Here is a 13,470-nt window from a genome sequence, read left to right as displayed (position 1 = left end):
TATATTGCGCTTAACGAAAAAGTAAAGGATATGACATGCTTAATGTTGCGCAAGTAGTGGCTCAAAACGATTGGCAAAACCCGGTTGTATTTCAGAGGAATCGCATCAATGCCCACAGTCCACATCACGGATATAAAACGCTAAAAGACGCATTGCACAATACCAATGCGCAAAAGCGTAGTTTAAACGGTCAGTGGGATTTCCGTTTATTTGAGGCACCAGCAAACGTACCTGAAAGCCTGCTTTCTAAAACATTAAGTGATGATGAATCTGCTAATTGGCAGCCTATTGCGGTACCTTCTAATTGGCAGCTGCAAGGTCACGACAAACCGATTTACTGTAACGTGAAATATCCCTTCGCGGTGAACCCTCCAGTGGTACCCAGCGAGAATCCAACGGGTTGCTACCGAACAACGTTCAACGTTACCAAGGATGAGTTAAAACAGCGCAATCATATTGTTTTTGAAGGGGTAAATAGCGCGTTTCACTTGTGGTGCAACGGCGAGTATGTGGGCTATTCCCAAGACAGTCGACTACCGGCTGAATTCGATTTGTCTGGCTACTTGGTCGAAGGTGAAAACCGACTAGCGGTAATGGTGATCCGATGGTCAGACGGCAGCTACTTAGAAGATCAGGACATGTGGTGGCTTAGCGGTATCTTCCGCGACGTAAATCTTGTCACCAAACCTCAGCATCACATTCAGGATGTGTTTGTTACGCCAAGCCTTGACGCATGCTATCGCGACGCAGTAGTAACCGTACGTACCGCCATCAATGCGCCTTCTACTTACAAAGTGGGTATCCAGCTTTTTGATGGCGATAACGCTGTTACCGAGCAAGTCATTACCGGCACTAACAATAAGCGTATTGATGAAAAGGGCGGTTGGGATGATGTAGTTTTTCAAACGCTTCATGTGAATGAACCTAAACACTGGACTGCTGAAACACCGAATCTGTACCGCATCGTAGTCTCGCTTATTGATGAGAATGGCAATGCCGTTGATGTTGAGGCCTATAACGTTGGCTTTAGAAACATTGAAATGAAAAACGGCCAGTTACTGGTAAATGGTAAAGCCGTGCTAATTCGTGGGGTTAACCGTCACGAACACCATCAAACAAAAGGGCATGCAATCAATGAAAATGACATGCTTGAAGACATTAAGTTGTTAAAGCAAAACAACTTCAATGCTGTGCGTACCGCTCATTATCCAAATCACCCTCGTTGGTATGAGCTTTGTGATGAATACGGGCTTTATGTGGTAGATGAAGCCAACATCGAAACCCACGGTATGTTCCCGATGGGAAGGCTTTCTCGCGACCCGCTATGGGCCGGCGCCTACATGGCGCGCTTCACGCAAATGGTAGAGCGCGACAAAAACCACCCCAGCATCATTATTTGGTCGTTAGGGAATGAGTCTGGTCACGGCCCTACCCACGATGCAATGTATGGCTGGGCAAAGTCATTTGACCCATCGCGCCCTGTACAGTACGAAGGCGGCGGCGCTGATACAACGGCTACCGACATTATTGCACCAATGTACGCACGGGTTGATACCGACATTAAAGACGATGCAGTGCCTAAGTGGGCCATTAAAAAATGGTTGTCGATGCCGGGGGAAAACCGCCCCGTTATTCTATGCGAATATGCGCATGCTATGGGTAATAGCTTGGGTAGCTTTGATGAATACTGGAAAGCGTTTAAGGCTTATCCTCGCCTTCAAGGTGGCTTTATTTGGGACTGGGTTGATCAAGGATTAGTAAAACACACTGATAGCGGCGAAGCTTACTGGGCTTACGGTGGCGACTTCGGCGATACTGAAAACGACAGACAATTCTGTATAAACGGTCTGTTATTTCCAGACAGAACGCCACATCCGCACTTATTAGAAGCTAAATATTGTCAGCAGCACTTAAGCTTTTCGTTGGTTGAGAAAGACAACAAGTTTGAGCTTACAGTAAGCAGCGATTACTTATTTAGACGCACAGACAACGAGTTGTTACGTTGGCAAGTGCTAGAAAATGGACAACCGATTGCTGAGGCGAAGGGCGAATGCGAAATCGACATAGCGCCACAACAAGCGCAAACGCTCAGTCTTAGCCCAGATATTACGTTTAAAGCAGGCGCTGACTACCACTTAAATATTGATGTGGTACTAGCGAATGACTGCTCGTGGGCTAAAGCAGGGCATGTTATGGACACCGCCCAGTTAGCGCTAGTCAACAAGTGTGGAATAGTATCGTTTTCTCTTAATGATAACGAAACAACAAGCGGCACAAGTGAGCTATCAATTGAAGCTCAGGATGGGATGTTGCTGGTACATGCGCAAAATAACGTATTTAGCTTTAATAGTGAGAGCGGGCTATTAACCTCGTGGCTTCAAGGCGCGGAGGAAACACTTGCCGCGCCGCTAGAAGATAACTTCTTCAGAGCGCCACTAGATAACGACATTGGGGTAAGCGAAGTTGATAATCCAGACCCAAATGCGTGGGAGTCTCGCTGGCGTCGTGCTGGAATTGGCAAGTGGACACGCACTTGCACGGGTGTAAACGTTGAGCAGGGTGCGCAAGACGTGCGTATAACATCGTTATTTGATTATCACCATTCAGAAAAGCTGGTAGCCGCAACAAAGTGGGTTTACACCATAAATGTACAGGCCAAGCTATCGGTAGACGTTGAAGTGCTTTTGGATGATGGTTTACCGCCTATGCCGCGTATTGGTATGCAAACGGCGGTACCTGTAGCCGATAAGCCAACGTCGATTACCTGGCAAGGACTAGGGCCATTTGAGAACTATCCTGACAGAAAAGCGGCAGCGCGTTATGGTCGCTACACCTTATCTATAAAAGAGATGCAAACGTGCTACATATTCCCAACGGACAATGGCTTGCGCTGTGGCTGTACACAACTTGAAGTTAGCGGCCTGAAAGCAAAAGGACAGTTCTATTTTAACGTGAGCGAATATGGTCAATCCCAGCTAGACGAGGCAAAACACACCTGTGATTTAACACCTCAAGATTGTGTGTTTGTGTACATTGATCATGCTCACATGGGCGTAGGCGGCGATGATTCATGGAGCCCAAGTACACATAAAGCATTCTTGTTGGAAGAGAAGCAATACCGCTACTCAGTTTGCTTTAGCGCTACTGACAGCTAATCCTCAGTGTGAAGTCGATCATTTAGCACTCGATATCTCAAGTGACAATTCGCGGCATAGCTTAGTTATGCCGTCATTGGGATAAAGTGTTTACATATAAAAAAGCCGCTACACAGTAGCGGCTTTTCATTAATTCAAAACTCGTTCAGGCAAGGTCTTAGCCGTCAACCTGACCGCAGAAACGGTAACCTTCACCGTGAATGGTTACAATCAATTCTTCATCTGAAGGATCTGATTCGAAGTGCTTACGAATACGACGAATCGTTACGTCAACCGTACGGTCATTCGGACGAAGTTCACGCCCCGTCATTTCCATGATTAGCTGCTCACGGGTAAGGATCTTACCTGGATTGCTTAGGAAAAGGTGAAGAGCGCGGAATTCACTGCGTGGTAGACGGAACTCTTTTCCGCTAGGCGAAATCAATGAACGGCTATCACCGTCAAGCGTCCAACCATTGAAGCTTACACGGCTTGGTAAATCGTCGTCTTCTGAAGAGTTTGTAGTACGAGACAGTAAGTTGCGCGCGCGAATAGTCAATTCACGAGGGTTGAAAGGCTTAGTCAGATAATCGTCTGCGCCAATTTCAAGACCTAGAATACGGTCAACGTCGTTATCACGACCCGTTAGGAAAATAAGCCCAACGTTTTTACGGTCACGTACTTCACGTGCCAAGATAAGGCCATTTTTACCCGGCAGGTTAATGTCCATGATAACCAAATTGATAGCGTGATTCTCGAAGAAATCATGCATTTGATCACCGTTCTCGGCCTCAAACACATTATACCCTTCCGCTTCAAATAAACTCTTAAGCGTGGTACGGGTTACCACCTCATCTTCAACAATTAACACATTTGGCGTCTGCATGGTGTTCTACACTCTTTCTAAAATACGATTTAAGCAACTAACTGGTTAAATTTTAATATTCATGTACTTGATTGCAAGCAGCTTGTGAATATTCTTACTGTTAAGGTATTGGGGTTAGCCAATAAAAATCAAGAAAAGTTCATACTTTATACAACTATTCTGACGTTTTCGCATTAACAACGGGGAAGATAATTACAAATTCTACGCCGTTGCCTTCCTCACTGGTAATCGATATTGAACCATTAAGGGCTTGCGTTACTAAGTTGTATACCAAGTGCATTCCCAATCCGGAACCACCTTGCCCACGCTTCGTGGTGACAAAGGGGTCAAATATCCGTTTGCGAATTTCTGGGGAAATGCCTTTTCCGTTATCGGTATAAACAAGCTTGAGCTTATTGCTACTCACCATTTCGGCACGAATATCAATTGTGCCTTCATCCATGGTTTCAAACCCATGAATAACCGAATTCATGATTAAATTAATCAAGATTTGATTTATTGGGCCAGCCTTCGTTTCAACGCTAAGGGTAGGGTCGCAATCTACGTTGATGTTGTGTTTTAATTTTTTGAGTCGAGGCTGCAATGACAATAGTATCTCATTAACTAGCTGTACAACGCAAAAACTTCGACTAGATTCTGAGGTTTGATCTACAGCAACCTGCTTAAAACTGCTAATAAGTTCGGCAGCTCTGTTCAAATTGCGGTAAATAATGTTGAGGTTTTCGTTACTTTCATCCAAAAAGCGTTTCATTGCACTGGCTTTCAGCGTTTTATTTTCAAAGTCTTTTTGAATAACCGCTAACCTGTCTAACATCATTGTCGACGCAGTAACGCCTAAACCTATCGGAGTATTTACCTCGTGCGCAACGCCCGCAACCATATCACCGAGCGAGGCCATCTTTTCATTCTGTACAATTTGACGCTGGAACTGATGTAGCTTTTCTAGCGTTTGAATAAGTTCCTGGTTTGCATCCTTAAGGGCGGTGGTTCGGTGACTTACCATATCTTCAAGGCTGGCATTGAGCTTTCTATGTTGCTCCTCCGCCTGTCGTTGCTTTTGCATATACTCTTGCATGCGAAACAGCATCACATTCACGGCGTCAGCCAAGATATCGAGTTCTCTAATAGTGGAGCCGCTGGCACGGGCTGAATAATCACGTTGTCGTGAAGTACGCTGCAAGAAGTTAGCAATGTCTTCAACGGGGCCAGTTACAATACGCTGCATATGCACTGCAAAGTAAAAGCTAATAGCCAATAGCGCCAAGGCTACTGCTAAATTAAGCCAAATCGACTTTCCAACAAGCTGGTTAAAATTCTCTGAGGAAATTCGTAAATATATCCAGCCCAACTGAATGTTTGTCTCAGTGTCGAAGACTTTTGCACTTAATTCAAGGTATTGCCCATTGTCGGCCAACTGAGGTGTCATAAACATGGACGCCAGTTGATTTTCCTTGCCTCCTAGCAATAACTGGCCTTCCTTGTTATAAGAGGCGAAAATCTGGGGCTCTAAGTTACCGCTTTGCGCTTTGTAAACGTGGGCATTTAATACATGGTCGGCGGCAGCAAGGTTACTTAGGGCAAGTTCAATGCGCTCTGGCGTTTCGTCATAAAGATACATAGCTGAACTGCTTGCGACCAACTTGGCTAACATGAGTGCGTTAGACTCAAGTTCATGACGGTAGGTTTTAATTTGCGTGTAGACGGCAAGACTGGATAACACTGCAAGCGAAAACGTAGTAATTGACATTACCACCCAAATGAAAAGGCTTTTAATCGTAAGCTTGACTACTTTATCCGTCATATCCGTTTTGCGTATTGTCCATTCGCGTCTTCCATATATTCATAGTGGCGCAAAAATGCGCAAAAAGGAAGACGCCCATAAACAATAATTAATGTACGCAAAGCCCTTTAGTTGAGGGTTGAAACGTATAGTTGCTGGTAATTCTTCGCCGCTGCTTCCCATGTGAATCGCGTTCGCATTCCACGTTGCTGCATCGCCCTGAATTTTCCGGCATCTTCGTAGAACGCCAGCAGAGCTCGACGAATGCAAGATAGCAGTGCATGTGGCGTAGGTTCATCAAACACAAAACCCGTACCTTCACTATCGTTGCTGTAATCGATAACCGTGTCTTTGAGTCCGCCTACCGAACGTACGATGGGGATGGTTCCATAAGCTAAGCTGTACATCTGGTTCAATCCGCACGGCTCAAACTGAGAAGGCATTAGGAAGAAATCAGCGCCGGCTTCTACCAAATGGGCATGTTCGGAACTAAACCCGTTTATAAACGCGAATTGGTCAGGGTGTTGTTGAGCGAATTCGCCAAGGTCCATACACACTTTAGGGTCGCCCGTGCCCACAATTACCATTTGAACATTGTGCTTAATTAAATCGTCCAAAATGGGCAGTATGTAGCCAAAGCCTTTTTGTTCAGTCAGCCGGCACACCATTCCAATAAGCGGTACGTTGCCATTCTCAGGTAATCCCGACTTCTCCTGTAATACTCGTTTACATGCGGTCTTTGGATGAAGATTCTCTACACTGTAATTCTCAGGTAGGAATGTATCCGTCTCGGGGTTCCACTGCGTGTAGTCACATCCGTTAAGAATACCGCTTAAGTCGGCTTGACGATTCACAAGCCGCTCGTGCAGGCCATGACTACCCAGGTCAGTAAGTAACTCGCTCGCATAGTTAGGGCTTACGGTTGTCACTTTCGTGGCAAACTCAATTCCGCTTTGCAGCATATTGATGTAACCGCCGTGCACTTGCGCCAGAATGTTTGGATGATGGCGAAGAAAGGGAATGCTCTCAAGCTTATGCACGCCTTGAAAAGCCGCGTTATGAATAGTGAATATGGTTTTAGTACCGTCAAAATACCCAGATTTGTCGTGGGTAAGTAAAAACGGCAGCATGGCCGCATGCCAGTCGTGACAGTGAATAATGTCAGGCTTTTTATCGATAGCTTTTAGCGTTTGGAGTACGGCGCCACTAAAAAAGCTAAAGCGCTCACCATTGTCTTCATAGGCCTCAAATGCGTTGGCGTATAGCCCTTCACGCATAAAGTATTCGGGCGAGTCTACAAAGTAAATAGGAATACCGTGCCATTGCATGTAGCGAATATCAAAATGGTACACCTGACCTTCAGTAAACAGGGTTTGTTGCTCGGTTACAGTTGGTAGGTTCAACTGTTCAGCCAGTACTTGGTAATAAGGCATAACAATGGTGATGCTTTCGCCCAAGGTATCAAGCGCGAGTGGGAGTGCTTTTCCAACGTCTGCAAGGCCGCCGGTTTTTACCAATTCTTCAACTTCTGAAATAGCAAATACAATATTCACAGGTGATCCCCCAGAGCGTAACGTGCAGTGCACTTGTAATGCTTAAATATAGTGTACGGAAAAAGCGCCGTATGCCATTGCGTGGAGTACGCAATGGCATGAGCAACAGGTAGAAAAGCTAAATTAGCACAAGCTAATGGTTTTTTTAATTACAAAGCCGCTTGATAAACAGAAAATTGCGACGTTTGTGCTGTGGTATAGACCGTTTGGAAGTGCTCAGCGAGTAAACCTGGGTAGGGTAAGAATCGGTTTGCCACCATCTGCATAGTGCCGCCACGACTTAAGCTTGCTTTAGCGTCAGAAATAAAGCGCTTAGTGATGGTGTAGTCAGTTTTAATGCCAGTATGAAATGGCGGGTTGGTGACAATATGCTGTACTTTTTGGGTAAAACCGTGCAATCCATCTGCAGCATAGAGTGTTGCTGATAATCCGTTGTCTGCTAGGGTGAGTGCACTACAGTAAACTGCAAGTGCGCTAACATCAGTAAGATGAAGCTTCAAATGCGGATACTTAAGCATTATATAACTGGCAATCACGCCAGCGCCGCATGCGAAATCCAGAATTTCACCACTCAATGATGTTGAGAGTTTTTCTAGTAAAAGCTCAGTTCCCGCATCCAGTTCCTTGTAGCTGAATACGCCAGGCATAGAGGCCACTTGCCAAGCCGTGCCCTCAACGTGATACGTATTCATGTCAAGCCATGCATCCGGTTCAAAGGCAAGATGTGGCTCTTCAACTAAAACGGTGATAAGACTGCAGTGGCGAGCAGAATCAACCTTTTGGGTTGGGCCGTATTGGTCCATTAACTTAGCAGCACTTTTTATACCGCCCTTATTTTCACCCACCACGTGAATACGACCATTTTGGCCCACCATGCTGGCTGCCATTCGCAATAGCATCTGAAAATGGGTTTTTGCTTTGGGTAAGAAAATCATCACGTCAGTGTGAGATTTCTCTAGTGCAACGAAAGGCGTAAATATATGAGTATGATTTCCGACTTTTTGCGTCACCTCAAAACCTGTGCGCGTAATATCTCGGCTATCAAACGATACCGAGGGTACGACTCTTACGCACTCTGAAAAAATATCGAAATATTGGTGAATTACCGTGACTTCTTGCGATTTAAGACCGTCCAGAAAATACGCATCAGAAGGGTTGATAAATGCCCACTGACCTTCGTCGAAAAGCGCGATATTACGTTCTAACAGTTGGCTTTGAGGAGATAAAATCATTACTTAGTACGCTCGAAAATTAGATCCCAAACGCCATGACCTAATTTTTGGCCACGGGTTTCAAACTTGGTAATTGGGCGGTAGTCTGGACGAGGTACATAGTCGCCGTCAGTTGCAGTATTGGTGTAACCGTCGGCATTGATCATAACGTCTAACATGTGCTCAGCATATTGCTCCCAATCCGTCGCCATATGAAAACAACCGCCAATAGCTAATTTGGTGCGAACCAGCTCAACAAATTCAGGCTGAACAATACGGCGTTTGTGGTGACGCTTCTTGTGCCAAGGGTCTGGGAAAAATAGCTGTAGGCGAGACAACGAACCGTCTGGGATCATATTTTTAAGCACTTCTACCGCATCATGGTCCATTACACGCAAGTTCTCGACGCCTTGTTCACTCGCTTCAGCTAAGCATGCGCCAACGCCTGGACGGTGAACTTCAATGCCGATAAAGTCTTTCTCAGGTGCATTTGCGGCCATTTCAACCAATGACTTGCCCATACCAAAGCCAATTTCTACAACAACAGGCGCACTTCGGCCAAAAATTTCTGACAGCGATAACGGTGCTTCAGCGTAGTCAATGCCCTTGGTTGGCCAGTAATCTTCTAGCGCTTTTTCTTGTGCTTTAGTAAGTCTACCTTCGCGTTTCACGAAGCTTTTTACCTTGCTTACGTATACTCCAGCGGCTTCTGCTTCCGCCTGACTTTTGAATTGCCTCATTTGCAATGCCTTTCTTACCCAATTTTATGGTGGCGCATTATCCACTTACCCACGGCTTATGCAACGCTATCGTGGCAAAAATGCTGTAATTTTATACGCCAATTTGTTTCGCAATAATAGACGCTACGGCGTCAGTTTTCTCAAGTACTACCATATGCCCGGCGTCACTGATGGTGTGGAACGTCGCTTTGGGTAGCACATTTTTTAGCTGCTTAATTGTTTCTGCTGGTGCAATGGCGTCTTGCTGGGCAGTAATAAACGTTACTGACGCGTTGATCTTTGCGAGCGCTTTAACGGTACTTTCTCGTGGTGTGGTTGCTAGCGTGTGGTTGAGTAACGTTGTTTTACCTAAATCCTGCGCCATCGATTTTACAACGCCAGCCACGTTTTCATCCGCTAAGCGGGAAGGGTGGATAAATCGCGAAAGATAAGCGTCGTTGTCGGGCTTAAAGTTACCTTGCTTAAGCATAGTAGTAAGCTGCTTACGCTTTACAATTTCTTCTTTTGATAACCCTTCTGGGTTGTAACCGATTAAGGTTAGCGAAGCAATATTGGCAGGATTGCGCTGTGCTACTAATGCAGCTATAAACCCGCCCATCGAATAACCCACAAGGTGCACTTTTTCGTTATCAAGAATACGATCTTCACTTAATGCCAGCATTTCTTCTAGCGATGCTGCCCATTGAAGCGGTACATAACGACGTCGTGCAATATTTAGTTCGCGCCAAAGCGGTAGAAATACGCGCTCGTCACAGAGCGTACCGGGAAAAAATAAAACAGGGTGCTGCACAGACACGTGTGCTCCTTAACAATAAACTGGCTAGTTACATGCTACCATAGCGCGCTTTTTAATGAATGGTCGCTAAGTAGAAAACGACCAAGCGGTAGTAACTGCCCATACAGACGATTATGACAGAACAACAATATACAGGTAGCTTTGCAGAGCGAGCACTCGCATGGTTTGATAAACACGGGCGAAAGCATTTGCCTTGGCAACAAGACGTTACGCCTTATAAGGTGTGGGTGTCGGAAATAATGCTGCAGCAAACTCAAGTCACCACGGTAATTCCCTACTTTAAACGCTTTATGGCGTCTTTTCCCACCGTGCACGACTTGGCTAAGGCTTCTCAAGACGACGTGCTTCATCATTGGACTGGGCTTGGCTACTACGCAAGAGCAAGAAATCTTCACAAAGCTGCGAATACGCTGGTAGAAAAATACAACGGCGAGTTTCCCTATAGTCTAGAAGAAGTTATGGATTTGCCCGGCATAGGGCGCTCTACCGCTGGGGCGATACTTTCGCTATCTCGCAATATGCGCTTTCCTATATTAGACGGCAACGTGAAGCGTGTGTTGGCCCGATACTATGCAATCGGCGGGTGGCCGGGACAGAAAAAGGTAGAGAATCAGCTTTGGGAAGTGGCCGAGAAAAACACGCCCACCAATTCAGAAGGCGGACGTTGTGCCAACTATACGCAGGTGATGATGGACTTGGGCGCGATGATCTGTACGCGAAGCAAGCCAAAGTGTGATGAGTGCCCGCTTCAAGCCGACTGTATTGCCTACGCCCAAGGCGCGCAAGCCGACTACCCGGGTAAGAAGCCGAAAAAGGCGCTACCGGAGAAATCCACCTATATGATGGTGGCACAGTTTAACAGCCAAGTGTATTTAGAGCAGCGTCCCTCAACAGGGCTTTGGGGTGGCCTATATGGTTTTATTGAGGTGTCTTCAATAGAAGAGGGGATTGAGCAGTTGGCCAAGCGAGGTATCAGTGTCGACGAAACCCGAACGCTTGAAGGGTTCCGTCATACCTTTAGCCATTTTCATTTAGATATCACCCCAGTAGTGGCCGTGGTAAACTCTGCTCCAACAAAGCGCGTAGCCGAAACGGCATTTCGTTGGTTTTCGTTGAACGAGCCTATTGAAGTTGGTTTAGCGGCACCTACAACCAAGATTATTCAGCAGTTAGTGCGTTAGGCCTTCTAAGCCCAACGTAACTTTTATTGCTTAGCAGATAGCGAACGAAAGGAAATAACATGGCAAGAACGGTATTTTGTCGCAAGCTTCAAAAAGAAGCTGACGGCTTAGATTTCCAACTTTACCCGGGTGAGCTGGGTAAGCGTATTTTCGACAACATTTCTAAAGAAGCATGGGCCGAATGGCAGAAAAAGCAAACCATGCTAATTAACGAACACAAGTTGAATATGATGGAGCCGAATGCCCGTAAGTTTTTAGAAGAAAAAATGTCGGCATACTTGTTTGACGACGTAGAGCCTACGATTGAAGGCTACGTTCCGCCTGAAAAATAAGCAAAAAAGCGTTTTTTGAGCAAACAATGCGCAAACAGTAATAAAAGCGCAAAAAAAGCGAGAAAAACGGTTGACTTGTGAAGGCGAAAACCGTTTAATACGCACCCACAGCAGGACAGGTAGTAAACGCCTAGAACGCTAACAAGTTTCAGCCTCGATAGCTCAGTTGGTAGAGCAGCGGATTGAAAATCCGCGTGTCCCTGGTTCGATCCCGGGTCGAGGCACCATCATTCAAGCCCTTGCAGAGATGTGAGGGCTTTTTTGTTCTTGATGTTTTATCGGTAGTAAATACATCGGATTCAAAATCCGTTGCTAGCGATAGCGTGGCGGTTCAAGTCCGTCCAATCTACCATCTCGTATTTTTGTATCATTACATAGCTCTTGTTCAGCAGTTAATTCATCAATAGATTCATGGCATTTCTTTCACGGTTGTAGCAAGATGGCAGACTGGAGAAGCTCCAAACCAGATTCTCTATCTACCCGATCCTTCCATACCACTGAAAGGCTCGCTACTACTAGATTCCGGGGACTTTGAGCACTCAACTCTTCGACGCATGCGTATATCGCTTGGCAGTTGCTTGCTGAAACTAGCATGGACGTGATCGCTCGCCAAAGTGGAACGAGTGCAGCAATGATTGAGCAGCATTATAGCCATGTATAGCCTGAAATGTTTGCAGATGCTTTATCAGGTGTGACATTCGACGAAGAGAAACCAAAGCCCAAGTCGAAAAACGCGTTAGCCCGACAAGAAAGGAGTAAGGGGCGTGCTGAGAGAATGTTTAAGGATTGGACGGCTGAATATCAGAATCGCGGATGCATCTGACTCGGCTCCTTGTTGTTTTAACATAGCATTTAAGGATATACAGCTTTCCCAATTAAAACTCCTCTTGGGTAAATTGAACTATATTGCTACACTGTGTCTAAAAAAGTGTCTAATCAACTAAAAGCTTTTGGGAATTGCAAAGTTTATGAATGGAAAATTTCAGGACGCACCTTTGGTTTATGTCTGTGCTCAGTTTAAATTTAATTTTCTAGATCTAACCCTTGAGCAAGAAATAGCGGTTGGACAAGCTCTACAAAAAACAATTTTCAGAAAGCGGTTAAATTCCAAGGACTCGGTCACATCAATTACTCCCGGGGCTACTCCTAGGGTAGAAAACCTAACGGTGGAGCGTGAGGCGTACTTCTCCATGAACCAAAGAAACTGCCTTGTTATAGATAAAGACAATAATCTAATCGAATTTAGAACAAGCAGATACGAAAGATCGAATGATTTCATTGGAAATATATTCGCAGCTTTGAAAGCTATGACCGAAGCAGTTACACCCATGCAAGATTTTTCTGTTGCTGAAGTCAGTTTCAATTATGTTGATATAATCGCGCCTAAAGCTGAACGGCAGTTGCAAGACTATTTTGCTCATGGGGATAAAGCATTACCACTATCTGTAATTAAAAATGTCTCTGACAATGATGTTTTACAAATAGGTAGCACGCGATTCACAAGGGTTCTCAAAGACAATAGAACAAGATTAGATATTGAGATTGAACAGCTTCCAAAGTCACCCTCGACTCCAGAAATAAAATATCTACCAAATCAGTTAGTCGAGAGAAATAGAGCCTTTTCGATGCCTATTGATTTACCTTCGACATTGAATGTATTGGAAGAAGGTTTCTATGCTATGGTATGGACAAAAGCAAGTAAACTGCCACAGGATGACATAGGACTTGGCAGTCAAGAAGTTGAACAACTCTGCGTCAAGACACATGGTTTGGCAAAAGAGAGCTTTCACTCACTAATCAACCAAGATGTTTGTAAAACTGACTGGAACTGGGTTGATATCAAGCAGGAGCATTAAG

Annotated in this window: 10 protein-coding genes and 1 tRNA gene; 5 read left to right on the top strand and 6 right to left on the bottom strand. The window is 45.2% G+C overall.

Going from position 1 to position 13,470, the window contains the following annotated elements:
- Positions 1–35: 35 nt before the first annotated feature.
- Positions 36–3,155 carry a beta-galactosidase gene (locus tag AC0J2X_RS12645; protein ID WP_472996072.1) on the top strand — a complete coding sequence of 1,040 codons (3,120 nt, stop codon included), beginning with the start codon at positions 36–38 and terminating at the stop codon, positions 3,153–3,155.
- Between the two features lie 157 nt (positions 3,156–3,312).
- Here the strand turns inward: AC0J2X_RS12645 and arcA are convergent, their stop codons facing one another.
- The 6 genes from arcA to AC0J2X_RS12615 all read right to left on the bottom strand — a co-directional run bounded on the left by arcA (position 3,313) and on the right by AC0J2X_RS12615 (position 10,100).
- Complete coding sequence (arcA, locus tag AC0J2X_RS12640; RefSeq protein ID WP_014947922.1) at positions 3,313–4,020, bottom strand: two-component system response regulator ArcA; 708 nt, start codon at positions 4,018–4,020, stop codon at positions 3,313–3,315.
- 154 nt (positions 4,021–4,174) lie between these two features.
- Positions 4,175–5,821, bottom strand: a complete 1,647-nt coding sequence (locus tag AC0J2X_RS12635; RefSeq protein ID WP_278711766.1) for a sensor histidine kinase — start codon at positions 5,819–5,821, stop codon at positions 4,175–4,177.
- A 107-nt stretch (positions 5,822–5,928) separates the two neighbouring features.
- On the bottom strand, positions 5,929–7,353 hold the full coding sequence (gene glgA / locus AC0J2X_RS12630) for a glycogen synthase GlgA (protein ID WP_014975403.1): 1,425 nt from the start codon (positions 7,351–7,353) through the stop codon (positions 5,929–5,931).
- Between the two features lie 149 nt (positions 7,354–7,502).
- The gene (locus AC0J2X_RS12625) at positions 7,503–8,585 is read right to left on the bottom strand and encodes a methyltransferase (protein ID WP_014947925.1); all 1,083 of its coding nucleotides are present in this window, start codon (positions 8,583–8,585) and stop codon (positions 7,503–7,505) included.
- Entirely contained in the window at positions 8,585–9,304 is a 720-nt protein-coding gene (gene trmB / locus AC0J2X_RS12620) for a tRNA (guanosine(46)-N7)-methyltransferase TrmB (RefSeq protein WP_014947926.1), read from the bottom strand. Before trmB ends, AC0J2X_RS12625 begins: the two co-directional genes overlap by 1 nt.
- A gap of 91 nt (positions 9,305–9,395) precedes the next feature.
- The gene (locus tag AC0J2X_RS12615; protein ID WP_472996071.1) at positions 9,396–10,100 is read right to left on the bottom strand and encodes an alpha/beta fold hydrolase; all 705 of its coding nucleotides are present in this window, start codon (positions 10,098–10,100) and stop codon (positions 9,396–9,398) included.
- Between the two features lie 113 nt (positions 10,101–10,213).
- On the opposite strand from AC0J2X_RS12615, the gene mutY reads away from it, so the two are divergent.
- The 4 genes from mutY to AC0J2X_RS12595 all read left to right on the top strand — a co-directional run bounded on the left by mutY (position 10,214) and on the right by AC0J2X_RS12595 (position 13,469).
- Positions 10,214–11,281: an A/G-specific adenine glycosylase gene (gene mutY / locus AC0J2X_RS12610; protein ID WP_014975407.1), complete on the top strand. Its 1,068-nt coding sequence runs from the start codon at positions 10,214–10,216 to the stop codon at positions 11,279–11,281.
- A gap of 59 nt (positions 11,282–11,340) precedes the next feature.
- Positions 11,341–11,613 (top strand): oxidative damage protection protein, encoded by a 273-nt coding sequence (locus tag AC0J2X_RS12605; RefSeq protein ID WP_014947929.1) that lies wholly within the window; start codon positions 11,341–11,343, stop codon positions 11,611–11,613.
- 151 nt (positions 11,614–11,764) lie between these two features.
- A tRNA-Phe gene (locus AC0J2X_RS12600) sits at positions 11,765–11,840 on the top strand.
- Between the two features lie 741 nt (positions 11,841–12,581).
- Positions 12,582–13,469, top strand: coding sequence for a TIGR04255 family protein (locus AC0J2X_RS12595; RefSeq protein ID WP_278711999.1), 888 nt, complete (start codon positions 12,582–12,584; stop codon positions 13,467–13,469).
- The last annotated feature ends 1 nt before the right edge of the window (position 13,470 follow it).

The sequence above is a fragment of the Alteromonas sp. R7 genome (assembly GCF_055755235.1).
This window is presented reverse-complemented; position numbering and strand designations above follow the sequence as displayed.